General features: G+C 64.1%; 26 protein-coding genes. 4 read left to right on the top strand and 22 right to left on the bottom strand.

The window, feature by feature from the left end; all coding sequences use genetic code 11:
* Positions 1-31 precede the first annotated feature (31 nt).
* Genes LK12_RS15295 through LK12_RS15305 form a run of 3 tightly spaced genes read left to right on the top strand, consistent with a single transcriptional unit; the run spans position 32 to position 2,552 of the window.
* Positions 32-715: an SURF1 family protein gene (locus tag LK12_RS15295; protein ID WP_039286128.1), complete on the top strand. Its 684-nt coding sequence runs from the start codon at positions 32-34 to the stop codon at positions 713-715.
* Positions 716-717: 2 nt separating this feature from the next.
* On the top strand, positions 718-2,013 hold the full coding sequence (locus LK12_RS15300; protein WP_407938169.1) for an ATP-binding protein: 1,296 nt from the start codon (positions 718-720) through the stop codon (positions 2,011-2,013).
* Positions 2,010-2,552, top strand: a complete 543-nt coding sequence (locus tag LK12_RS15305) for a response regulator transcription factor (protein ID WP_039285872.1) — start codon at positions 2,010-2,012, stop codon at positions 2,550-2,552. The genes LK12_RS15300 and LK12_RS15305 overlap by 4 nt, the downstream gene beginning before the upstream one ends.
* 28 nt (positions 2,553-2,580) lie before the next feature.
* Here LK12_RS15305 and nifA read toward each other — a convergent pair whose 3' ends face one another.
* The 11 genes from nifA to LK12_RS15360 form a co-directional block, all read right to left on the bottom strand.
* Positions 2,581-4,338, bottom strand: a complete 1,758-nt coding sequence (gene nifA / locus LK12_RS15310; RefSeq protein WP_231568376.1) for a nif-specific transcriptional activator NifA — start codon at positions 4,336-4,338, stop codon at positions 2,581-2,583.
* A gap of 169 nt (positions 4,339-4,507) precedes the next feature.
* On the bottom strand, positions 4,508-4,813 hold the full coding sequence (locus LK12_RS15315; RefSeq protein WP_039285875.1) for a ferredoxin family protein: 306 nt from the start codon (positions 4,811-4,813) through the stop codon (positions 4,508-4,510).
* 50 nt (positions 4,814-4,863) lie between these two features.
* Positions 4,864-6,177, bottom strand: coding sequence for an FAD-dependent oxidoreductase (locus tag LK12_RS15320; protein WP_039285878.1), 1,314 nt, complete (start codon positions 6,175-6,177; stop codon positions 4,864-4,866).
* Between the two features lie 10 nt (positions 6,178-6,187).
* Positions 6,188-7,288 (bottom strand): electron transfer flavoprotein subunit alpha/FixB family protein, encoded by a 1,101-nt coding sequence (locus LK12_RS15325; protein ID WP_039285881.1) that lies wholly within the window; start codon positions 7,286-7,288, stop codon positions 6,188-6,190.
* A gap of 13 nt (positions 7,289-7,301) precedes the next feature.
* Entirely contained in the window at positions 7,302-8,159 is an 858-nt protein-coding gene (locus LK12_RS15330; RefSeq protein WP_039285884.1) for an electron transfer flavoprotein subunit beta/FixA family protein, read from the bottom strand.
* Positions 8,160-8,161: 2 nt separating this feature from the next.
* Positions 8,162-8,521: a nitrogenase stabilizing/protective protein NifW gene (nifW, locus tag LK12_RS15335; RefSeq protein WP_039285886.1), complete on the bottom strand. Its 360-nt coding sequence runs from the start codon at positions 8,519-8,521 to the stop codon at positions 8,162-8,164.
* Positions 8,508-9,254 (bottom strand): serine O-acetyltransferase, encoded by a 747-nt coding sequence (cysE, locus tag LK12_RS15340; protein WP_052223445.1) that lies wholly within the window; start codon positions 9,252-9,254, stop codon positions 8,508-8,510. Before cysE ends, nifW begins: the two co-directional genes overlap by 14 nt.
* Complete coding sequence (gene nifV, locus LK12_RS15345; RefSeq protein WP_039285889.1) at positions 9,254-10,396, bottom strand: homocitrate synthase; 1,143 nt, start codon at positions 10,394-10,396, stop codon at positions 9,254-9,256. The genes cysE and nifV overlap by 1 nt, the downstream gene beginning before the upstream one ends.
* A 26-nt stretch (positions 10,397-10,422) precedes the next feature.
* Positions 10,423-11,631, bottom strand: coding sequence for a cysteine desulfurase NifS (gene nifS / locus LK12_RS15350; protein WP_039285892.1), 1,209 nt, complete (start codon positions 11,629-11,631; stop codon positions 10,423-10,425).
* Positions 11,632-11,648: 17 nt separating this feature from the next.
* Positions 11,649-12,566 carry a Fe-S cluster assembly protein NifU gene (gene nifU, locus LK12_RS15355; RefSeq protein WP_039285895.1) on the bottom strand — a complete coding sequence of 306 codons (918 nt, stop codon included), beginning with the start codon at positions 12,564-12,566 and terminating at the stop codon, positions 11,649-11,651.
* A 12-nt stretch (positions 12,567-12,578) separates the two neighbouring features.
* A complete protein-coding gene (locus LK12_RS15360) occupies positions 12,579-12,899 on the bottom strand; it encodes a HesB/IscA family protein (protein ID WP_039285898.1) in 321 nt (106 codons plus the stop codon).
* A gap of 265 nt (positions 12,900-13,164) precedes the next feature.
* On the opposite strand from LK12_RS15360, the gene LK12_RS15365 reads away from it, so the two are divergent.
* Positions 13,165-13,773, top strand: coding sequence for a hypothetical protein (locus tag LK12_RS15365; protein ID WP_039285901.1), 609 nt, complete (start codon positions 13,165-13,167; stop codon positions 13,771-13,773).
* A gap of 19 nt (positions 13,774-13,792) precedes the next feature.
* On the opposite strand, the gene LK12_RS15370 is transcribed toward LK12_RS15365, so the two are convergent.
* The 11 genes from LK12_RS15370 to nifK form a co-directional block, all read right to left on the bottom strand.
* Complete coding sequence (locus LK12_RS15370; protein WP_039286135.1) at positions 13,793-14,368, bottom strand: NAD(P)H-dependent oxidoreductase; 576 nt, start codon at positions 14,366-14,368, stop codon at positions 13,793-13,795.
* 64 nt (positions 14,369-14,432) lie between these two features.
* The gene (locus LK12_RS15375) at positions 14,433-14,843 is read right to left on the bottom strand and encodes a Rieske (2Fe-2S) protein (RefSeq protein WP_039285904.1); all 411 of its coding nucleotides are present in this window, start codon (positions 14,841-14,843) and stop codon (positions 14,433-14,435) included.
* Positions 14,840-15,232: a group III truncated hemoglobin gene (locus LK12_RS15380; RefSeq protein WP_039285907.1), complete on the bottom strand. Its 393-nt coding sequence runs from the start codon at positions 15,230-15,232 to the stop codon at positions 14,840-14,842. The genes LK12_RS15375 and LK12_RS15380 overlap by 4 nt, the downstream gene beginning before the upstream one ends.
* Positions 15,229-15,852 (bottom strand): nitrogen fixation protein NifQ, encoded by a 624-nt coding sequence (locus LK12_RS15385; protein ID WP_039285909.1) that lies wholly within the window; start codon positions 15,850-15,852, stop codon positions 15,229-15,231. Before LK12_RS15385 ends, LK12_RS15380 begins: the two co-directional genes overlap by 4 nt.
* A 75-nt stretch (positions 15,853-15,927) precedes the next feature.
* Positions 15,928-16,218, bottom strand: coding sequence for a ferredoxin III, nif-specific (gene fdxB, locus LK12_RS15390; RefSeq protein WP_039285911.1), 291 nt, complete (start codon positions 16,216-16,218; stop codon positions 15,928-15,930).
* A complete protein-coding gene (locus LK12_RS15395; RefSeq protein WP_039285913.1) occupies positions 16,215-16,418 on the bottom strand; it encodes a CCE_0567 family metalloprotein in 204 nt (67 codons plus the stop codon). The genes fdxB and LK12_RS15395 overlap by 4 nt, the downstream gene beginning before the upstream one ends.
* A 14-nt stretch (positions 16,419-16,432) precedes the next feature.
* Positions 16,433-16,903: a NifX-associated nitrogen fixation protein gene (locus tag LK12_RS15400; RefSeq protein ID WP_052223446.1), complete on the bottom strand. Its 471-nt coding sequence runs from the start codon at positions 16,901-16,903 to the stop codon at positions 16,433-16,435.
* Between the two features lies 1 nt (position 16,904).
* Positions 16,905-17,309: a nitrogen fixation protein NifX gene (gene nifX / locus LK12_RS15405; protein ID WP_039285914.1), complete on the bottom strand. Its 405-nt coding sequence runs from the start codon at positions 17,307-17,309 to the stop codon at positions 16,905-16,907.
* A complete protein-coding gene (gene nifN, locus LK12_RS15410; protein WP_039285916.1) occupies positions 17,306-18,685 on the bottom strand; it encodes a nitrogenase iron-molybdenum cofactor biosynthesis protein NifN in 1,380 nt (459 codons plus the stop codon). The genes nifX and nifN overlap by 4 nt, the downstream gene beginning before the upstream one ends.
* 2 nt (positions 18,686-18,687) lie before the next feature.
* Positions 18,688-20,163 carry a nitrogenase iron-molybdenum cofactor biosynthesis protein NifE gene (gene nifE, locus LK12_RS15415; protein ID WP_082010532.1) on the bottom strand — a complete coding sequence of 492 codons (1,476 nt, stop codon included), beginning with the start codon at positions 20,161-20,163 and terminating at the stop codon, positions 18,688-18,690.
* Positions 20,164-20,222: 59 nt separating this feature from the next.
* Positions 20,223-21,782 (bottom strand): nitrogenase molybdenum-iron protein subunit beta, encoded by a 1,560-nt coding sequence (gene nifK / locus LK12_RS15420; RefSeq protein WP_039285919.1) that lies wholly within the window; start codon positions 21,780-21,782, stop codon positions 20,223-20,225.
* Between the last annotated feature and the right edge of the window lie 9 nt (positions 21,783-21,791).

Here is a 21,791-nt window from a genome sequence, read left to right on the forward strand (position 1 = left end):
GCGGCGCCCCTGGGGCCTTACCCTGTTCCTCCTGCTCGCGTTCGCCGCCTTCGTGGCGCTGGGCGTCTGGCAGGTGCAGCGCATGCACTGGAAGCATGCCCTCATCGCCCGCGTCGATGCCCGCGTTCATGCCGCCCCGGTAGAACTGCCTTCCCGCAAGCGTCTGACCGCGCAGCCCCCGAAAGCCTTCAACTACCTCCACGTGAAGCTTGCGGGCACTTACGCCGGATCGCAGACCGCCCTCGTCCGCGCCGCGACCGAGCTAGGTACCGGGTACTGGACGATGACCCCGATGCACCTCGACGACGGGCGCACGGTCTGGGTGAACCGCGGCTTCGTGCCCTCGGGCACAACGGCGGCGCAGGCCGGCAGGGCGACGCCCACGGGGCCGGTAAGCGTCGTCGGTCTCGTCCGGTCCAGCGAACCGGGCGGCAGCCTGCTCCAGTCCAACCGGCCGCAGGACGACCGCTGGTATTCGCGCGACGTGGCAGCGCTGTCCAAAGCCAGGCATGTCACCGATGCCGCCCCCGTCTTCGTCGATGCGCAGACCGAAACGGCGACGAGCCCCTCCGGCATTCCCAAGCCCGTTCCCGGGCTCACGGTCATCCGGTTTCCCGACAACCACCTGCAATATGCCCTGACCTGGTTCGCGATGGCACTGCTCTCGCTTGTCGGGATGGGCCTTGTCTGGCGGCGCAAAACGCGCACAGTGTGATGATGCGCCTGATCGCCCCCGTTCCGCCGACGCGCAGCGCGACTTGGCGCAATGTCCTGCTACTGCTGCAACTGCGCTGGATAGCCGTATTCGGCCAGCTTGCGACCATCGTGGCCGTGGCGCAGATCCTAGATGCGCGCCTGCCCCTGATGCCGCTGCTGATGGCGCCGCTGCTGCTCATTCTGGTCAATTTCGCGACCGCCAGCCTGTTGCAGCGACGGCAGGACTTCTCGCAGCAGGAACTCTTCGCGGCGCTCGTGATCGACGTTCTCGCGCTATGCTGGCAGCTCTATCACAGCGGCGGCGCCACCAATCCCTTCACGTTCCTGTTCCTGCTGCAGATCGTGATAGGCGCGGTGATCCTGCAACCGCGTTGGAGCTGGATCATCGCGGTTCTGGCATGTCTTGCGATGGTCTTCCTGACCTTCGCCTATGTCCCTCTGGACCTTCCCGCACGGCACGCTGCCAACCAGTTCCACCTCTACCAGCTCGGCAGTCTGTTCTGCTTCATTCTCGCCGCCGTACTGCTGGTATTCTTCGTCGTCCGGCTCGACCGCAACCGGCGCGAAAGCGACATGGCGCTCGAAGCGCTGCGGCAGCAGGCGACCGAGGAAGACCATATCATCCGCATGGGCCTGCTCGCTTCCGGCGCCGCGCACGAACTTGGCACGCCGCTGTCGTCGATGTCGGTGATCCTCGGCGACTGGGCCCACCTGCCCGCCATCGCCTCCAACGCCGAACTCGGCGAGGATCTTGCCGACATGCGGGTCGAGCTGGAACGCTGCAAGACGATCGTCAGCGGCATCCTGATGTCCGCGGGCGACCTTCGCGGAGAAAATCCCGGTGTTTCGACCGTGCACGCTCTCTTCGCCGACATCGTCGCCGACTGGCAATCGCGCATCGACGGCGAGCTGCACTTCGTCGACAGCTTCGGAGACGACGTCGCCATCGTTGCCGACCCCGGCCTGCGCCAGATCATCGGCAACGTGATCGACAATGCGCAGGAGGTCTCTCCTGCCCTCGTCCTTCTTGAAATTGCACGCGAAAACGACGACCTGCTGATTACCGTCAGCGACGAAGGCCCCGGTTTCGCGCCCGAAATGCTCGCCCGCGTCGGTCAGCCCTACGCCTCCACCAAAGGGCGCGATGGCGGCGGGCTGGGGCTGTTTCTTGTCTTCAACGTGGTACGCAAGCTGGGCGGCCAGGTCACGGTCGAGAACCGCGAAACCGGCGGCGCGACGGTACGGATCACGCTGCCGCTTGCAGCGCTGGCCTACCAGAAGGAGAAACCGGCATGAGCACAGAGCAGGACGGCGGCGCCACGCTCCTCATCGTCGAGGACGATCCGGCATTCGGCCGCACGCTGCGCCGCTCGTTCGAGCGCCGGGGCTATCGCGTATCGTCCGCCGCATCGGCACAGGAAGCCGATGAACAGGCGAAGGAAACGGACTTCGACTACGCGGTGATCGATCTGAAGCTCGGCAACGATTCCGGGCTGGCCGTCGTGCAGTCGCTCCACGCCTTGCGGCCCGACACCCTGATCGTCGTGCTCACCGGCTATGCCAGCATCGCCACTGCCGTCGAGGCGATCAAGCTGGGCGCGGCGCACTATCTAGCCAAGCCGTCCAACACCGACGACATCGAAGCCGCATTTTCAAGCGCGCAAGGCAATCCGGAAGTGCCGGTCGACGGGCGCAAGAGCTCTATCAAGACGCTGGAGTGGGAATACATCCACCAGACGCTGGTCGAGTGCGACTTCAACATTTCCGAAGCCGCCCGCCGTCTAGGCCTTCACCGCCGCACTCTGGCGCGCAAGCTGGAAAAACGGCAGCTTTGACGATCAGCCTGCAGGAGGCGGACGGCTGTCAGAACCGGCGCACTTCAATACCGTACTTGCGGATCGCATAGCCGATCTGGCGGGGCGTCAGGCCGAGCATCCGTGCTGCCTTGGCCTGTACCCAACCGGTCGCCTCGAGCGCCTTCATCAATTCGCGCTGTCCGACCTTGACGTTGTCGACGGGCGTGTCTTCGATCAGGTCTCGTTCCGCCGAGAACGGTGGTGGCACGTCGGCTCGGGCAGGTGGCGCCTCGCCTGTGCGCGGCTGAACGATCGGGAATGGGGGCGAAACCGCCGATTTCCAGAGGGTGGCGGAAAGACACTCATCGTGGCGGCAGGCGAAGTCATCCTCGGCAATGCGATCTTCGTGCGCGAGGGTGGCTGTACGGCGAATGCAGTTTTCCAGTTCGCGCACGTTGCCGGGGAAATAGCAGCTTTCCAGCACCCGAATCGCCGAGGGCGAAAGCTGGTGTTCGGTGTGGTGCTCGTCGTCGAAGCGGCGCAGGAATTCCCGCGCGAGCTGGGGAATGTCCTCGCGCCGGTCGCGCAGGGCCGGCAGGCGGACCGAGACGACGTTGATGCGGTAATAGAGATCCGCGCGGAACTCGCCCCTGGAGACCATTTCCTCCAGGTTGCGGTTGGTGGCGCAGACAAGGCGAACATCGACCTTGATGGTCTGGGTGCCACCCACGCGCTCGAACTCGCCTTCCTGCAATACGCGCAGCAGCTTGACCTGAAACGCCTGCGTCGTGTCGCCGATCTCGTCGAGAAACAGCGTGCCGCCATCGGCCAGCTCGAAGCGGCCTTTGCGCTGGGCAACAGCGCCAGTGAAGGCGCCCTTCTCGTGCCCGAACAGTTCCGATTCCAGCACGGATTCCGGCAGCGCGGCGCAGTTGAGCTTTATGAACGGCTTCTTCGCGCGCGGCGAGAAATCGTGCGTGGCCCGGGCAAACAGCTCCTTGCCGGTGCCGGATTCGCCGCGCAGCAGTACGGCGGAATGGCTGCGGGCGACCCGCCGGATCTGCTGCAGGGCATTCTGGAGCGCCGGGCTCGACCCGACGATACCCGTCTTGCCGGCCTTGCCCTTCTTCGCGCCGGAACCGGAAGCCGGAGCTTCTCGGACCAGCCCCTTTTCCAGCATCCGCTGCTGTTCCATCAGCCGCTCACGATCCCGCTGGACCATTTCCAGCAGACGGATGGTCTGCCCGATGAGGTTGGCAACCATGGTGAGAAAACGCACGTCCTCGTCGGCGGCATGATAGGTCGTGCTTTCATCCCAGACCTGTTCGATCGTAAGCGTGCCGACGACGGCGTTGCGGTCCTTGATCGGTACGCCGATGAACGACACGCGCCCATCGGGTTCGATCGGCCCGTCGAAACGCCAACCAGGGAAAAGCGAGCTTTTCTGCATGTTCTGGACCACGACCGGCATTCCGGTGGCGAAAATCCGGTCCACCGCCTGCTCGGGCAATCGGCCGAACCAGGCCCCTGCCCGTTCCTCACGCCAGCCGATACCCACGACATTGATCGGCGTGCCTTCCTCATCGAGGATGGTGACGAGACCGTGGCGCATGTCGAGAAAGCTGGACAGCAGCGTCAGGACATTGGCGAGCGTGGTCTCCAGCCGGCCCGGCACGGCCAGCACCTTGGAGATTTCATAAACCCCGCGCAAGGCCATGTCGGCCCGCGTATGGCTCGGCTGTCGGCTATACGTGTTCACGTAGGATCCGGACGGTGACGGGTTCGAATAGCTGATCACGAGACCACCCATGACGGAAGAGTTCATTACCGCCAGGCCATCTTCTCCAACCGCCGCTTGCAACTTCCCGGTCGACTGCCGGGACACTGGGCGTTGAAGTAAAAAAGTCTCAGTTTTCCGGCGATTCTACAAGCGTCTATGTCACTTTCTTTAAAGTGATAAAGACTCTCAATTGCGTTATCGTAAAGTCCAGTGTTTATCCGAACTTATACAGAACGCCGAACCCGCCGCGTGGATAGTTCCACTCGATTTCGCCGGTCTTGCGGGTCACGATCCGGCAGGTCCCGCATTCCAGGCAGCCGTCTGCAGCGACTTCCACTTGCCCCGATTCGGTCTGCGTGTAGCAGCCGGCCGGGCACAATGTCGTCATTGCCAGCAGGCTCGCCGAAGGCGTGGTGTGCGCCTTCACCTTGATGTGCGGCCGGCCTGCATCGACCAGATAGCGGTTCTGGAAGAGCTTTTCCTCAACCTTGGCGCGCGGCGCCGTCATCACGTCACTCATCTGCCTGCTCCTCGTTTCATCCAAATTCGGGAAATGCTGTCGTCATCGGCTCAGCGCCAGGCGCGGACCACCCGGAAGGCGTCGCCCATCATGCCCCACAAGGACCGCGTCTCGCGGAAATTGCGGAAGATGGCTTTCTCCTTGGAGACCTTGTCGATCCCGTCGACGCGGAACCAGGTCTGCATCGCCTGGCTCAGCAGCCTGGGATAGGTACCGAAGAAGTTGCCCTTGTTCTTGTGAAGCAGCTCGGGAATGCCCTTGTACTTCTTGAGGTCCTTCATGACGAAGGACTGCGCGAGGCGCTTTTCGTACTCGGCAAGGTTCGCCGCCGTCATTTCCTCGCGTTTGCGGGTGAGCGAGACGACGGTTTCCGCGGCTACGCGGCCGGTCGTCATGGCGAGGTTGGAACCCTCGCGATGAACCGCATTCACGAACTGACCGGCATCCCCGACGACGATCCAGCCCGCCCCGGTCAACTGCGGGATCGCCTTGTAGCCGCCCTCGGGAATGAGGTGCGCGGCGTATTCCTTGCACTCCGAGTCCGCCAGCAGCGGCTTGATCGAGGGGTGGTTCTTGAACGCCTCGAGCAGTTCGTTCGGCGTCACGTTGGTTTCGGCGAAGTCGGAGACGATGCAGCCGATGCCCACCGATATCGATTCCTCGTTCGTGTAGAGGAAGCCGGTGCCCGTCATGCCCTTGGTGATCGTGCCCATGGCCTCGATCACGACGCCTTCATTGCCGGAGAGATTGAAGCGCGCCTCGATCGTCTCGCGCGGCAGGAAGTGCATTTCCTTGACCGCGAGCGCGACGCTTTCAGGCGCTACTTCATCGCGCAGACCCGAACGCTGGCCGACGAGCCCGTTCACGCCTTCGGCCAGAACCACGACGTTGGCCATGATCGGGCTGCCCTGCCGGTCGGTGCGCACGCCGATCACCTTGCCCGACAAGTCGCGGACCAGTTCCGTCACGGTGGTTTCATAGAGCACGAGGGCGCCGGCTTCCTTCACCTTGGAGGAGAACCACTTGTCGAACTGCGCGCGCAGGATGGTGTAGCGATTCGGCTTCTCTTCGTTGAAGTCGTCGGACCGGTAATGCATGCCGGTGTGCGACTTGTCGTCCATCGTCCACATGCGCTGCTCGATCACATGACGCTCGAGCGGCGCTTCGTCGCGGAATTCCGGGATGATCTGTTCCAACGCATCGGCATAGAGGATCGCGCCCTGCACGTTTTTGGAGCCAGCGTATTCGCCGCGCTCGATCTGCAGAACGTTGAGGCCTTCCTTGGCCATCACATAGGCGGCGGCATTGCCGGAGGGTCCTGCCCCCACGACGATGGCGTCGAACGGCTTGTTGAATTCGCCCATCGGAGCCTCCTCAGCTTGCAAGACGGTTGACGCGCAGCCGCGCCGCGAAGGCGTCGGTCAGCGCGGGCAGCAGGGTGACGGCGTCGGCCACGATACCCAGGTGCGCGAACTCGAAGATCGGCGCATTGGGATCGGTATTGATCGCCACGATCAGGTCGGCGCCCTCGACGCCGACCCGATGCTGGATCGCGCCGGAGATACCGGCGGCGATGTAGAGCTTGGGCCGGATTGTCTTGCCGGTCTGGCCGATCTGGCGGTCCGACGTAATCCAGCCCTTCTGCACCAGCGGGCGCGAGCCGCCGTATTCGGCACCCAGCACCTCGGCCAGTTCCTTCACCAGCTGGAAGTTCTCGGCCGAACCGAGCCCCAGTCCGCCGGCGACGACGATATCCGCATAAGGCAGGTTCGCCTTGTCGGTATCGCGGTCGGCAATGAAGTCGAGCACTTTGGTGATGACGTCGTCCTCGACCAGCTTCGGATCGAACTCGATGATCTTGCCGGTGCGGCCTTCTTCGCGCTCCGGCATGGCAAGAACGCGCGGGCGCACGGTCGCCATCTGCGGGCGGAAGTTGAGCGTGAAGATCGTGCAGAGCAGCGATCCACCGAAGGTCGGGCGGGTGGCCGCGAGCGAGCCTTCGTCGTCGATAGCGAGTTCGGTGCAATCGGCGGTCAGGCCCGTTTTCAGCGTCGTGGCCACCGAGCCGGCGAGGTCGCGACCGAGGTTGGTCGCCCCCAGCAGCAGGATTTCCGGCTGATAGGTGTTGACCAGATCGGTGAGGACCTTGGTCGAGGTCTCGTTGCGGTAGTGCTTCAGCGCCGGGTCCTGCACGATATAGACGCAGTCCGCGCCATATTCGAAGCTGGCCTTGGCGGCCTCGTCCAGGCTGGCCCGGTCATCGCCCATAACCACTGCCGCGAGTTCCACACCGCGTTTGTCGGCCAGCTTCCGGCCCTCACCCAACAGTTCGAACGACACCGAATGGACCTGACCGTGCTCGATCTCGACCGCGACCCAGACGTGTTTGTACGCCTTGAAGTGCTCGGGCAGTTCCTTCTTGGTATTGGCACGCCCTCCACCAGCGGCGGGAGCGGGTTTCTTCTCCTCGGCCATGGTCGTTCCTCCTTCAGACGTAGTGCTGCGCGGCGTGTTCGAGCAGGTCGCTCTCCACGGCCGGAGCTTTGGCGAAAATGGCTTCGACAAGCGCCGCCGCCCTGGCGTCGGCCTTGCCTTCGGCTTCGACGATTTCGGCCTTTTCCGTACGGGCCGTGGGCGCGAAGACCTTTTTCACGATGGTCGGCGAGCCGCGCAGTCCGCACTTGGTCAGATCCTCGATGCCGACTGCTTCGGCATTCCAGGTGACGACATCGGCGCGGGCGGCGATCAGTGCATTCTCGATCGAGCCGCGGCGCATCTCGTTGCTGGCTTCCAGCATGGTGATGAGCACCGGCAGCTTCGTTTCGAGAACCTGCAGCCCGCCTTCCGCGCGCCGTTCGACTGTGATCTTGCCGCCGTCGAGATCGGTCTCGACGATCCGGGAAATGTAGGTGAGCTGGTTGTAATCCAGCCGCTTGGCGATGCCGGGGCCGACCTGCGCGGTATCGCCATCGATGGTCTGCTTGCCGGTGAAGATGATCTCGGGCTTGCCGAACTCTTCGGCGACCTTCTTGAGCGCCATCGACAGCGCGAAACTGGTGGCCAGCGTATCCGACCCGGCGAAATAGCGGTCGGTCAGCAGCACCGCGCGGTCGGCACCGAACGTCAGGGCCTTGCGGAGAGAATCCGCGGCCGTGGGCGGGCCCATGGTCAGCACGGTAACCGTCGCGCCCAGCTTGTCCTTGAGGCGCAGCGCCTCTTCGAGCGCGAAGAGATCGTAGGGATTGATGATCGTCGGCACGCCCTGACGCATGATCGTGTTGGTCACGGGGTGGACGCGGATCTGGCCGCTATCGGGGACCTGCTTGATGCATACAACGATATGCATGGTCACTCTCCTGCAGAAAGGGGTTGGCCGGTAAGGGCGGTTAGCGGGACAAACGGCGCGTTCGGTTCGGGCTTGGGCAGGACCGCGTCCTTGTGGACCTTGAACACGCGCTCCGCGATCGGCGAGGAGCCGACGAAGTCCTCATAGGCCTGCGCCAGATGATCGCGGCACAGCGCGAAGAGCGCTTCATCGTCGGCCGCTTCCAGCGCGCCTTCGACTTCGCTGCCGCGCAGGTACTGCCCCATGCGCCGCATGATGTGCAGCCGGGCGACATGCACCACCGAGGGCTCGTAGGGCACGCCGAGGAACGTGAAGAAGTCCTCCGCGCTGGACAGGCCTTGCAGATCGTCAAGCAGGCTCATGGATGTCCTCCTCGCAAGTGGGTTCGCGGCCTTCGCGATGGGCGAGGCGCATTTCGAGAAAGTCGATCCGGTCGAGCAGTTCGGAAATCGCTTCGCCGACCGGATCGGGCATCAGATGATGATCGAGATCGATGCGCCCGCCGACGCGGCGGCGGTCAGAAGCGGCGCGCACCAGCCGGCCGGGAATACCGATCACGGTCATCGCCGGCGGCACCGGATCGACGACCACGCTGTTCGCGCCGACACGCGCGCCCTTGCCGACCGTGATAGGACCGAGAATCTTCGCGCCGCAACCGACGAGTACGCCGTCTTCCAGTGTCGGATGGCGTTTGCCGGGGGACCAACTCGTGCCGCCCAATGTCACGCCATGGTAAAGCGTCACGTCGTCGCCGATCTCGGCAGTCTCGCCGATGACCACGCCGGCGCCGTGATCGATGAAGAAGCGGCGGCCGATGGTCGCGGCCGGGTGAATGTCGACGTTGGTCAGCAGCCGCGCGAACCAGGCGAGAAAGCGGGCCGGAAAGCGCAGGCGGCGTTGCCACAGGCGATGCGCGATGCGGTGCCAGACGATGGCATGGACGCCCGGATAGGTCAGCACGATCTCCAGCGTGCCGCTCGCCGCCGGATCGCGCGCCACCACGCAGGCGATGTCGTCGCGGATCATCGCCAGCAACGAAGGCTTGCGCGGGGGCGAGGCTGGCGCGACCTGATCGATGAGCGTGGAGTACGGCATCACACCGCCCCTTCCATCGCCGATGCGCCGTGCAGCAGCGCGAGATCGGCCAATTCCACCGGCCGCTTGGTCAGACTGGCCCGCGCGCGGACTTCGGCCAGCAGACGCTCCATGCGTTCGTGGTCGCATTCGAGCCCGATCGAGCGCAGTGTGGAGCGCAGCGCAGCGCGGCCTGAGTGCTTGCCCAACACTATGCGACGTTCACGCCCGAAGCGCACCGGATCGAGCGCCTCGTAAGTGGCAGCATCGCGCAGCAGGCCCGAGACGTGGATGCCGGATTCATGACTGAACACCATCGAACCGACAATCGGCTTGTTCTCCGGAATGGCGCGGCATGCTGCCTCGGCCACCAGCGTCGCCAGCGCGGGAAGCTGCGCCAGGTTCACGCCCGTCAGGCGGCCCAGCGTCTCGCCGAGCCCGGTCACGACTTCCTCCAGCGGGGCATTGCCCGCCCGTTCGCCTAGGCCGAGCACGCAGACGCTGACATGGGTCGCTCCGCCACGCACCGCGGCAAGCGTGTTGGCCGTGGCGAGGCCGAGATCGTCGTGCCCGTGGAATTCCAGCTCGATATCGGTTTCGCGCGCCAGTTCGCGGAAGAGGTCGCAGGTCCCGAAGGGATCGAGCACGCCGAGCGTGTCGGCGAAGCGGAACCGGTGCCCGCCGGCTTCCTCGACCGCGACAACGACGCGCTTGAGGAAATCGAGATCGGCCCGGCTGGCATCCTCGCCGCCGACCGAGACCCGCAGGCCCAGTTCGCGGGCATAGCCGACGACATCGGCGACGCGGGTGAGCACATCGGCGCGGCCGGTACCGAACTTGGCGTGTATCTGGCGATCCGAGACCGGTACCGAGAGGTGTACCCGCGAAGCCCCGGTCAGTGCAGCAGCTTCGACATCGGTGCGGGTCATCCGGCACCAGGGGATCACTTCGGCGGTATTGGCCTGCGCGACCATGGCCGCGATCGCCTCGATCTCCTGCCCGCCCATCGCCGGCGTGCCCGCCTCGATCTCGTCGATCCCCGCCGCTTCGAGCGCAGCGGCGATTGCGAGCTTTTCTTCCAACGTGAAGGCGACACCGGGCGACTGCTCGCCATCGCGCAGCGTGCTGTCGTTGATGATGACACGGGGCAGATAGGCGGGCATTTGCAGATCCTCCTCAGATGGCGGGGTCAGGCATAAGTCGGATTGAAACCGGCGTCGGCCTTGTCGCGCTCGCGCCAGAACGGTGACATCTCGCGCAGGCGGTCGATGATCTGCGGCATGGCTTCGAGCACGCGGTCCACGTCGGTCTCGTCATTCTCGCGGCTGAACGAGAAGCGGATGGCGCCGTGGGCGGCGGTGTAGGGCACGTTCATAGCCCGCAGCACATGGCTGGGTTCAAGCGAGCCCGAGGTACAGGCCGAGCCGGAGCTGGCGGCAATACCCTCGCGGTTCATGAACAGCAGGATCGCCTCGCCCTCGATATATTCGAACGCGACATTGGCGGTGTTCGGCAGGCGGTTCTCGGTGTCGCCGGTAACGAACGAGTTGCCGATGCGCTGGAGCAGTCCCTTTTCGAGCCGGTCGCGCAGCCCGGCGACACGGGTCTGCTCGTCGTTCATGTGTTCGAGCGCCAGTTCGGCCGCCTTGCCCAGGCCGATGATGGCCGGCGCATTCTCGGTCCCGGCACGGCGACCGCGTTCCTGATGCCCGCCCCGGATCAGCGGACGCAGGCGGGTGCCCTTGCGGGCATAGAGCGCGCCGATACCCTTGGGACCGTGCAGCTTGTGGCCCGACAGCGAGAGCATGTCGATTTCGCTCTCGGCCATGTTGATCGGGATCTTGCCGACCGCCTGCACTGCATCGGTGTGGAACAGCGCGCCTGCCTGATGGGCAAGCTGTGCGAGCTGCTCGACCGGGAAGATCGTACCGGTCTCGTTGTTGGCCCACATGATCGAGACGATCGCGGTCTTCGGGCCGAGCGCCTTGCGATAGGCCTCGATGTCGAGACGGCCCTTGGCATCCACGCCGATGATGTGGACCTTGGCCCGCCCGGTCTTCTCGAGATGCGCCACGAGGCTCAGCACTGCCGGGTGCTCGACCGCCGAGGTCACGATCTCGTTGCGCTCGCCTTGCGTTTCGAGCGCCGAGAGGATCGCCATGTTGTCCGCCTCGGTACCGCCCGAGGTATAGACGATCTCATGGTCGAACTCGGCGCCCAAGAGCGCCTGGAGCTGCTTGCGCGCCCTGGCCAGCGCGCCGCCGACTTCCGCGCCGAAGGCATGCATCGACGACGCATTGCCGAACTGCTCGGAAAAGTAGGGAAGCATCGCCTCCACCACGGCCGGGTCGCAGCGGGTGGTGGCGTTGTTGTCGAGATAGACCGGTTCGGGGGCCATGGCGCGGGTCCTTTCGATCAGTGCACGGGGGCGGCGGGAACGACGAGCAGCGGAATGCCGACCGCCTCGACAAGGCGGGCCTGCACGCCCTCGATCGTGGCGCTAGACAGGTGGCAGCCGACACAGGCACCGGTGAGCTTGACGATCACCCGGTTGCCTTCGACATCGACCAGTTCGCAGTCGCCGCCGTCCCGCTGGAGCGAGGGACGGATTTCCTCGATCGTCTCCTCGATCAGACGGATCTTCTGCAACGTGGTAAGCGGCTGCTTCTCGGACTTCGCAGCGACAATCTTCTTCGGCTTGGCGAGCACGGGAACCGGGCCCGGCACGAAAGCCGCATCAGCCGCGATCACACCGTCCTCGACCATCTCGGCATTGACGCGCTCAAGCACGGCCTCGATGTCTTCCGCGCAGGTAGCGCAGCTGCCGCCGGCCTTGGTGAAGTTGGTGATGTCTTCCACGCGGGTCAGGGTATTGGAGCGGATGGTACGCTCGATCATGCCTTCGTCGACACCGAAGCACTTGCAGATCAGCGCGCCTTCCTCGTGATCGTCCACCCATTCCTCGCCGCGGTAGTTAGCGACGGCGGCCTGAAGCGCCTCGTAGCCCATGACCGAGCAGTGCATCTTTTCCGGCGGCAGGCCGCCCAGGAAGTCGGCGATGTCCTGATTGGATATCTTCATCGCTTCTTCGATAGTCTTGCCGATGATCAGCTCGGTCAGTGCCGAGGAGCTGGCAATCGCCGAGCCGCAACCGAAAGTCTGGAATCGGGCGTCGGTGATGATCTGGGTGACCGGATCGACCTTGATCATCAGCCGCAGCGCATCGCCGCAGCTCAGCGCGCCGACGTCGCCGACGCCGTCCGCGTCCTCCAGGACCCCGCTGTTCTTGGGGTTGAAGAAGTAGTCTTTGACCTTTTCGCTATATTCCCACATTGCCGGTCTCCGTCAGCCAAATGACTTGCCGCATGAGCAGCTGTTCGATGCGTTGGGGTTGTCGAAAGTGAAGCCCGAGCCTTCGAGCGCGACCACGAAATCGATCGTGGTCCCTGCCAGCAGCGGCTGGCTCGTCGGATCGATGAAAACGCTGACGCCATCGCTCTGAACGACCGCGTCATCCGCCTCGGGCGCGCCCACGAGGCCCATCATGTACTTGTAGCCAGCACACCCACCCGCCTCGACCTGGATACGCAGGCCCGCCGGCTCGGCGTCTGCCTGCTCTATGGCGTTGCGGACGGCATTCACGGCACTGTCGGTGAGTACGATCATCGTCTGCCACTCTCGCTAGGGATTTCCGTGAGGGCATTGCAGCAAGCACCGTGCCAACTGCGCAAAGCCTCGGAAAAGCGCGAATGGCCGACAGGAATGCGACGCGGACATGTCGGCTTTGGCACAATCCCAACAGCGCAAATGTTGCGATGCACACAAAGCCCTTGTGTCGGAGCACCGACAGGGCAGGCAAAGCCCAAACGGCCCGGTTCTTGCGTGTAGGGCGCGCGCACGAACTATCGCGCAAGTTCACCAGGAGATCACAATGACCACACTCGAAACCGTGCGCCTCGAGGACACGGCCTTCGGCACGCTTGCCGCCCAGCACCGCCTGCTCAACGCCGTCCTGAAGGAGCCGCTGCCCAAGGCCGGGACCTTCGGCTTTCGCGGCGACATCGCCCTCGCCTTTCAGGACCAGGTTGCCGATGAGGCGCGCCCGCCCGCCTATTCGCTAGAACAGGTGCTCGCCGTCGCCGATGCCGCGTCCGGCAAGATCCCGGTCATGGCCGGCTATCTGCACAACTTCGCATGGCTGAAGGATGTGGCAGAGGTACTCGCCGACTTTCTGGTGCCCGAAGGCACCTACCTGTTCTTCGTGAACAACATCGATTTCCTGAAGCAGTACACCGTGCCCCTGCCCGGCGGGATCACCGCCAAGATCCTGCCGCTCGATGAATCGACGGTGTGGAAGGAAACGCTGGAACTCGTCGGTATCGAGAAGAACGACGTGAAGAAGATGAGCGGTCCGGAAAAGCTCGAGCACGTCCTGAATGCTCTGGCCGACGAAACCATGGCGTATCCGGAACTGAGCTACGAGGACGGCGTCGCGACGATGGAGCCGGTGCGCAACCGCAACGAGAACCGTCCGGTCTGATGCATGCGGGACGCGGTGGTCAGTGCGCCTGTTCGCCCCAGCGGTGCAGCCGTGCCAGCCACCGCGTCCGATGCTTCTCCGGCCCGTCGACCGAGCCGATGACCGCATAGCGCACCGGATCTATCCCCACGAATTCCAGGATGTTGCGCTTGAAGCTCTTCACGCCATGGGCGCCGTAGTAGAGCTTATAGACCGGCGCCGGCATTCCCATCGTCACGATCATGCGCGCCGAGCGGCCTTCCAGCGTGCCCTTGGGAAAGCCGCCCTCGTTCGGGGCGAAGGCGAAGCTTGGCCGCGCCACCTGTTCGAGGAATGCCTTGAAGAAGGCCGGCGTTTCCCCCAGCCACAGCGGATAGAGCACGACGATGTGCTCGGCCCATCGGATCGCCTGCTGCGCGGCTGATATGTCGTAGGGCACGTCCTCCGCATGATACTGCTCCTCCGAGCGGATCAGCGGAAAGTCGAGCCTGGCGACTTCGATGCGGCGCACGTCGTGCCCACCGGTTTCCGCCCCCTCGGCATAGGCGTCTGCCGCGGCGTGGAGGAAGTGTTCGGCGCGATCTGGGTGGCCGTCGATGATCAGGATGCGAGTCATGCCGGCGATGCTACTCCCGAATGCGATCGGTGCGATGACAGCGATCAATTCCGGCCGGACAAATCTATTCCAGCCCCTGCCCGCTGTCGAAATCGTCGTCCTCGACCAGATCGATGCCCGTCAGGCAGATATCGTCCTCATCGTCGATGACCGTGTCGATGGCGGTCAGGCGCTGCCCCCTGCAAGGACCGTCGACACATTCGCCGGAACCGAGATCGAACAGCGCGCCGTGCTTGCCGCACTGGATGCGCGTGCCCTCCCCGTCGAGGAACTCGCCCTGCTCCCAGTCGAGATTGGTATCCTGATGCGGGCAGCGGTTTTCGTAAGCGCGGACGTTGCGGCCCCAGCGCAGGATGAAGATCGGCCAGGGCCCCACGTCACCGCTTTCATTGCGCCGCGCAAGAACGAAGGGCACAGCCCGGCGGTTGGGAATGTCCTCCAGCGCACAGACGGCGAAAAGTTCGCCTGCCATCATGCCGGCGCGCCCGCGGGCCGGACCTTCGGGGTCGGCAAGGGCAGCATGCCCATCTTGAAGCTCTCGGTCATGTGCCGGGCGCGCTGCATGGCAAGGCCGGCCAGATCGTCGGGAAGTGCCTCGCCTACCGCCTGTTCGAACGCCGCCATCCAGCGGTCGAAGTGCGCTTCCTCGACCTTGAGGCCGACGTGATGCGTATAAGGCGTACCGCGCTTGTAGCGATCCGTGCCGAGCAACGAATGCGACCAGAAGTCCGCGACAATGCCGTAATGCTCATCGAAATCGGATATCTCGGCGCGGAACATCGGGCCCAACAGGTCGTCATCGAGCGACAGCGCATAGAACCGGCGCACCATCGCCATGATCGCGGCTTCGGGGTCCTGCTTCACTGGCGCATCTCCTGTGGTACGGTTGTCTTGCCGTTAGCGATCCGGGCGAGCAGCGCTTCGCCATCCTCCGCCCCGAAGCAGGCGTCGAAATCGTCGCATTCGGTGCAGACCGGCGCCGAACAAAGGCGAAAACCCTCGGACGTGCACATCATGCGATAGAAGAACTTCTTCCACTTCATGTCCGCGCTGTTCTTCATCGCCAGGCGCGGAAAGTGCTGTTCCATCAGCATCGAGAGTTCGGTGCGGCTGGCAAGGCCAAGATCCTGCCACAGATGGTTCGGACGCTGGCACCGCCGCGCGACAAGCCGGGTGAGCAGCAGTTCGAATACGGAGGCTTCGGAACAGTTCATCCAGAGGATGTCGCGCAATGCCTGCTCCTCCCTGCCCACGGTGGCCTCGCCCGCTTCGGGCAGGCAGACGTGCGGGAAGACGAGGCGGCACAGTTCGTTGAGTTCTTCACCGTCGAGTCCGGTGGCATCGGCCAGGCTCAGGCCCTCGTGTTCGGACTCGTACAACGACAAGGCGAGGATGCAGGACGCGAGGTGGACATCGAAAGGCGGCACATGCGCGTTCCCGCCCTGCCAGAGAAGCTCCGCATAGATCGATTCCGCACGTCCCATCACCGTTCTCCTCGTCAGTTCATCGCACTCCTCCGGGCCCTCTCCTTTTGTCCGCCGACCTGTTCTTCTGTCCTGTCAGGCCGCAGCTGCGTGCGTCTGACAGTTGGTCGGGCAGACGCGCGCGCAGGCACCACAGCCGATGCAGGCATCGGCATCAGTGATCGCCATCACACGCTTTTCGATTTCATCGTCGTCATCATCATCGAGATCGACGACATCACCATCCTCGTTCACGCCCTTGAGCGTCATTACGTCGCGGCCGCAGACCTTGAAGCAGCGCCCGCAGCCGATGCACACCTCCGGGTCGATGCTCATGAGGTAGTCAGGCGCCCATTCGCGCCCGCCGCGGGTAAGGAACCCGGTCACGCCGCCGCCTCCAGCGCCTTCAGTTCGGCGCGCTTGTCGGACAGCGCGGCATAGGCATCGCGCACCCGCTCGGCCGTGACCATGACGTTCTCGACACCGACCGGCAGCTCCTCGGAAAGATCGTGCAGGTCCATCTTGGCCTGCATGGCCTTCGCCGAAAGCTTCTTCACTTCGGCTTTCAAAGTTTCGACATCGGACATCTTCCGGGTCTCCCTCAGTAGTCCGCGACTTCCGGGAATTTCTCGATCATGCCGACGGCCTGACCGAGCATCTTTTCCGCCTCGGCATTGAGCTTCTCGATGCTGTCGAAACCGAAGCGGTGAACGTCGCGAAGCTGCTTGTTGAGCACGACAAGGCGGCCGCCGATCAGGACCATGCGGCCGAAGCCCTCGTGGCTCATCTTCATCATCGGCTGGACCATGCGCCGCGTGAGCCGCTCGATTTCCAGGCATAGCGCGCCATAGAACAGCTGGAGCCGCCAGAGCGTGTCGGGATCGGGATCGCCGATGATCGGGATCGCGCGGCGCTTTTCCTTGTCGAGAATGAAGGGTTCGAGCAGTTGCGCGTCGCTTTTGCGCTCCCAGTGCCCGTGCGTGTCCTCGGCGCGCATCTGGCGTACCAGCGCGGCGGCGAAGCCTTCCACCTTGGGCTCTTCAACCGGCTGTTCAACGATGGCTTCGGTCATCTCACGCTTCCTCTTCTTCGAAATCGAAATCGCGCTCGCCGCTCTTGGCGAGCACCTTGCGCAGCCAGGGCGGCGGCGTGCCGTTCAAGACCTGCCGCAGCTTTTCGAGCATGCCCTCGATCGGTTCGGGCTCGGCCACTTTCATCGGGTGAATGTTCTGGGCGACGACGCGCGCCGCGCCCGAGCCGCCGATGGCGCCGACCACGAGGATCGCCACGCCCTGCAGCGCCTTGAGCTTGGGTTCGAGCTTGTCCTCGTTGCCGTCCTCATTGAGCTCACCGGAGAACTCCTCGACCCGGTCGAGCGACCAGCCCTCGGGCGTCAGGTCGTAGATGGCGAGGTTTCGGGCCCAGCCGAAGTGGGCATCGATCCGTTCCAGATCCTGTGTGGCAAATGCGACTTTCATGGGACAAGCTCCTTTGCGGGCTCGGGTGAAACGGGGGACGCCGCCGGCCAAGCATCGCGCCAGTCGTCGGGCGAAGGCTCGTGGTGGCGGTTCATCAGCATGTTGCCGATGGCGAAGATCAGGTCGCGGGTGCCGCGATAGCCGACCGTAACGAGATGCGCCGCGCCCAGCGTGTCGAACATCGGAATGCCGATGCGATAGTGCGGCAGGTGCAGCCGCTCGGCCGCCTGACGGCCATGGCTGTGCGTGACGAGAATGTCGGCGTCGGCCGCGCCGCTCTCCAGGTCCTCCAGATCGCCAAGCAGCACCGTCTCGCACGGCAGTTTAGCGAGGATCGGGGAAGTCGTTGTCGTCACCGCCGAGGCAACCAGCCCGCCCATTTCCGTCAGCGTAGAGGTCAGCGCAAAGAGCAGGTCAGGCTCGGCCCCGATGGCAAAGCGGCGCCCGCCGATGTGGAAGTGCCCGTCCAGCATGGCATCGACGAGCTGCCCACGCTGGCGGCGGTACTTGCGCGGCACCGGTTGGCCCGAGATTTCGCTGAGGAACAGCATGAACTCGTCGCAGGCGCCAAGCCCGGTGAGACGCTCGAACAGCCGGTAGGGGACACCACTGCGCCGTTCGAGCGCCTCTGCTGGGGTTCGCATCTGCTCGCCGATGGCAATGGTCCAGCCGGCAAGCCCCATGCCCCGCGCCTCCTCGCAGCCGGTGCCGCCGAGGGTGGTCGGAGTGAAATCTTCGGGAATATGCCCGTCGAGCGAGCCGGACAGGTCGGGCAGGAACGTCGGCTCCAGCCCGAACGCCTCGATCACATCGCGCATCTCGTCGATGTCGCCCGGTGCCAGGTGGCATCCGGGCAGCACATTGACGCGCTTCGCATCGCGGGAGGCTGCAAGTGCTTCGGGCACCAGTTCCTCGATCATCGCGGTGACGGCCTTCGACCAGCCATCCTCGAAGGCGCCGGAAAAGTCCGGGGTCGAGCACTGGACCAGCGCGACACCGTCCAGTTCGGGATGGCGCTGGCGGATGCTCCTGACGAAGCCCTTGAGGTCGTCGCCCTTCACTTCGGTCACGCCGGTCGAGCAGATGCCGATCAGTTCGGGATTGGTCTTCTTGACGATGTTGAGCACCGCCTGCTCGACATTCTCGAACCCGCCGAGCACCGTTGCGACCTCGGACATGGCCGTCGTCTGCAGCGGAATCGCCTCGCGGAAATGGCGGACGAAGAGCACGAGGCCGAAGCTGGTGCATCCCTGCGAGCCGTGCAGCAGCGGCATCGTCCCGCGCATGCCCATGAAGGCCAGCGCACCGCCGATCGGCTGGCTCATCTTGAGCGGGTTGACCGTGCAGGCCTTGGTGGATTTTACGACCTGCGCCATGGTTATGCGGCCTCCCTGCCCTGATCGGTGGGACCAGTCGCGGTTGCAGGGAGGCTATCTTCGTCGATTGCCCGGTCCATCCATGACGCAGCGCCGGCCCTCTCCCACGGTGCCGGACGGCGGACTTCCTGCCAGACGGGGTTGGACAGGGTCCGGTCGATTTCCTTCACCATCTCGACCATGCCGTGATAGCCGGCAAAGGCCGCGTGGCGTTCCTGGTTGATGTCCATCCACGGCATCGTCGCCTTGAGCGCGACGAACTGCGAACGGCCACCGGAAAGCATGATGTCCGCTTCGGCCGTCTTCAGCTTGCGGTACATCTCGCGCGGGGTGAGATCGTCGAACATGTGGGCATCGTCGCCCATCAGTTTCTTGATCTTCTCCTTGTCCTCCTTGGTGGACTTCTTGATCGAGGTGCCGGCGATTTCCATGCCGGCTTCCTGCAGCGCGGCAACCACCGACCAACTCTTCACGCCGCCGGTCACGAGCAGAACCTTCTTGCCGGTGAGCCGTTCGCGGTAAGGCTCGATGGCCGCCCAGGCGCGGGCTTCCTCGCGGGCGATAACGGCCTGGGTGCGGTCCATCAGTTCGGGATCGGCGCCGCGCTCGATCAGCAGCCGGGCGATCTCGCGCAGGCTGTCGGACATGTCTCCGATGCCGTAGAAGCTGCCCTCGAAGAAGGGGATGTCGTAGCGCTCCTCCATCTTGCGGGCGACGTTGATCATCGCCTTGGAGCAGACCATCATCGCCGCCTTGGCGCGGTGCGACCAGGCGACTTCCTTGTACTTCGCATCGCCGGAGATGCAGGAGAGGATGCGAATGCCCAGTTCATCGAGCAGCGGCTTCACCTGCCACAGTTCGCCGGCCAGATTGTATTCGCCGATGATGTTGATGTCGTAGGGCGTCGTGTGTTCAGGCTCCTCGGTACCGATGACGTGCTTGAGCATCGCCTCGCCCGCGAGCTTGTTGCCGAGGTTCTTGGGCCCGACGAAGCCGGGCGACTGAATCGGGATGCACGGCGTGCCGAACTTAGCGGCGGCGGCCTTGCAGACCGCGTCGATATCGTCACCGATCATCGCCGGCACGCAGGTCTGGTAGACGAAGACCGCCGGCGGCGCGTACTTCTCGACGATCTCGCGGATCGCCTTGAACAAGTGCTTCTCGCCGCCGAACACGATGTCGTTCTCGGTCATGTCGGTGGTGAAGCCGGTGCGGTAGAGCGAGGAGCCGGAGGACTTGGCGCCCCGGTTGTCCCAGGAATTGCCTTCGCAGGCGATCGGCCCGTGCACCAGATGGGCGACGTCGGTAATCGGCTGGAGCGCGATCTTCGCCCCGTCGAAGGCGCAGCCGCCGGCCGCGCCCCCGGGCTGAAGCTGCTTGGTGCAGCCCTTCTTGCGTTCCTTCTCCGACTTCGCCTGGTTCTTGCCGCAGCCGGGCTCGTTGAACACGTCCTGGATGGTCTGGTTCAAGGTCGTCATGATTGTAGCCACCTCATCTCAGGATTGTTGCGAACGGAGCCCGGCTGGAGCCTTCGACATCAGCGGATGATGTCGTAGCTGTAGTCGGTCTTGCTGGGCACGTTGGTGGTCGCGTCCATGTGCTCGAAGATCCGGTCGAGGATCGTCACCAGGACGTTGAGACCACCCTGATAGCCCCACACCGGGTAGCGGTGCTTGTGGTGCCGGTCGAAGATCGGGAAGCCGATCCGGATCAGCGGCACGCCGGTGTCGCGCTCAAGGTACTTGCCGTAGGTGTTGCCGATCAGGAAGTCCGGCTTCTCGGTGAACAGCAGCGAGCGCATGTGCCACAGGTCCTTGCCCGGATAGGCCTTGCAGTTCGCGCCGAAGGGCGAGGAGTCGAACAGTTCCTGCATCTTCGCTGCCCAGGCCTTGCCGCCGTTGGTGGCGAGTACCACGACCGGCTCGCCGCCCAGTTCCATCACGAACTTGGCGAGGCCATAAGCGAGGTCCGGATCGCCGTAGATCGCGAACTTCTTGCCGTGGATGTGGGCGTTGGAGTCGGCGATGGCGTCGACCAGCCGGCCGCGTTCTTTGGCAAGTTCATCGGGGATCTCGACCCCGGCGAGCCGGGCAACTTCCATGATGAAGCTGTCGGTCGCCTCGACACCGATCGGGTGGTTGAACGCTGCCGTTTCCTGCCCATGGTTGGCAATGAAGGGCAGCGTCTTCTCGGTGCAGTATTGCTGCATCGAGATCGTTGCCTTGGCGTGGAGCGCGTTCGCCGCATCCTCCAGCGTGGTGCCACCGTCGTACATGCGGAACTCGCCGTCGGTCGGGGTGTCCCAGACGTCGGACTGGTCGCCGAGGATCGTGTACTCGATCTTCATCATGTCGAAGATGCGCTTCACTTCACGCAGGTTGCCGACCGCATAGCCGTCGAACCCGCCCAGGAAGTTGATCTTGCCGTTGGGCTCGCGCACCATCTTGTCGACGGTATTGGCCTTGCCATCCCAGAAGTGCTCGAGAATGCCCTTCATGGCATTGTCGTAGCCGGTGATGTGGCTGCCGACGAAAGCCGGGGTGTGTGCGAAGGGAACATCGAATTCCTGCGGAAGCGATTCCTTTTCCTTCGCGGTCTTGATGTAGGCGTTGAGGTCGTCCCCGATGACTTCCGCCATGCAGGTCGTGGAGACCGCAATCATCTTGGGCTTGTACATGTTGTAGGCGTTGGCGAGGCCGTCGACCATGTTGTTGAGCCCGCCGAACACCGCCGCATCCTCGGTCATCGACGAGGAGACGCACGAGGTCGGCTCCTTGAAGTGGCGCGAGAAGTGCGAGCGGTAGTAGGCGACGCAGCCCTGCGATCCGTGAACGAACGGCAGCGTGCTTTCGAAGCCCACCGCGGCGAAGACGGCACCCAGCGGCTGGCACGCCTTGGCGGGGTTGATCGTCAGCGCCTCGCGGCTGAAGTTGAGATCCTTGTACTCCTCGGTCTTGGCCCATTCGCGAACCTTGGCCACTTCCTCTGCGGGATGCGGGTTCTCGAACTCGGCCTTCTTCTTCGCGAGCATGTCGGTGTATTCCTCACCGCGGAACAGCTCGAAATGGTCCTTAACCTGATTTGCGTCCTGGGGCATCGAAGCCTC

This window comes from Novosphingobium malaysiense (assembly GCF_000802225.1).
Taxonomy (GTDB): Bacteria; Pseudomonadota; Alphaproteobacteria; order Sphingomonadales; family Sphingomonadaceae; genus Novosphingobium; species Novosphingobium malaysiense.

Coding starts and splice junctions, on each gene's coding strand:
- nifA (WP_231568376.1), bottom strand. CDS start 4,338: ATGAACTCTTCCGTCATGGGTGGTCTCGTGATCAGCTATTCGAACCCG.
- LK12_RS15315 (WP_039285875.1), bottom strand. CDS start 4,813: ATGAGTGACGTGATGACGGCGCCGCGCGCCAAGGTTGAGGAAAAGCTC.
- LK12_RS15395 (WP_039285913.1), bottom strand. CDS start 16,418: ATGTCCGATGTCGAAACTTTGAAAGCCGAAGTGAAGAAGCTTTCGGCG.
- LK12_RS15385 (WP_039285909.1), bottom strand. CDS start 15,852: ATGGGACGTGCGGAATCGATCTATGCGGAGCTTCTCTGGCAGGGCGGG.
- nifU (WP_039285895.1), bottom strand. CDS start 12,566: ATGTGGGAATATAGCGAAAAGGTCAAAGACTACTTCTTCAACCCCAAG.
- LK12_RS15370 (WP_039286135.1), bottom strand. CDS start 14,368: ATGACTCGCATCCTGATCATCGACGGCCACCCAGATCGCGCCGAACAC.
- LK12_RS15400 (WP_052223446.1), bottom strand. CDS start 16,903: ATGACCGAAGCCATCGTTGAACAGCCGGTTGAAGAGCCCAAGGTGGAA.
- nifK (WP_039285919.1), bottom strand. CDS start 21,782: ATGCCCCAGGACGCAAATCAGGTTAAGGACCATTTCGAGCTGTTCCGC.
- LK12_RS15320 (WP_039285878.1), bottom strand. CDS start 6,177: ATGGGCGAATTCAACAAGCCGTTCGACGCCATCGTCGTGGGGGCAGGA.
- LK12_RS15375 (WP_039285904.1), bottom strand. CDS start 14,843: ATGATGGCAGGCGAACTTTTCGCCGTCTGTGCGCTGGAGGACATTCCC.
- nifV (WP_039285889.1), bottom strand. CDS start 10,396: ATGCCCGCCTATCTGCCCCGTGTCATCATCAACGACAGCACGCTGCGC.
- nifE (WP_082010532.1), bottom strand. CDS start 20,163: ATGACGACCTTGAACCAGACCATCCAGGACGTGTTCAACGAGCCCGGC.
- LK12_RS15300 (WP_407938169.1), top strand. CDS start 718: ATGCGCCTGATCGCCCCCGTTCCGCCGACGCGCAGCGCGACTTGGCGC.
- nifN (WP_039285916.1), bottom strand. CDS start 18,685: ATGGCGCAGGTCGTAAAATCCACCAAGGCCTGCACGGTCAACCCGCTC.
- cysE (WP_052223445.1), bottom strand. CDS start 9,254: ATGCCGTACTCCACGCTCATCGATCAGGTCGCGCCAGCCTCGCCCCCG.
- nifW (WP_039285886.1), bottom strand. CDS start 8,521: ATGAGCCTGCTTGACGATCTGCAAGGCCTGTCCAGCGCGGAGGACTTC.
- LK12_RS15325 (WP_039285881.1), bottom strand. CDS start 7,288: ATGGCCGAGGAGAAGAAACCCGCTCCCGCCGCTGGTGGAGGGCGTGCC.
- LK12_RS15330 (WP_039285884.1), bottom strand. CDS start 8,159: ATGCATATCGTTGTATGCATCAAGCAGGTCCCCGATAGCGGCCAGATC.
- LK12_RS15360 (WP_039285898.1), bottom strand. CDS start 12,899: ATGATCGTACTCACCGACAGTGCCGTGAATGCCGTCCGCAACGCCATA.
- nifS (WP_039285892.1), bottom strand. CDS start 11,631: ATGGCCCCCGAACCGGTCTATCTCGACAACAACGCCACCACCCGCTGC.
- LK12_RS15305 (WP_039285872.1), top strand. CDS start 2,010: ATGAGCACAGAGCAGGACGGCGGCGCCACGCTCCTCATCGTCGAGGAC.
- nifX (WP_039285914.1), bottom strand. CDS start 17,309: ATGAAAGTCGCATTTGCCACACAGGATCTGGAACGGATCGATGCCCAC.
- LK12_RS15365 (WP_039285901.1), top strand. CDS start 13,165: ATGACCACACTCGAAACCGTGCGCCTCGAGGACACGGCCTTCGGCACG.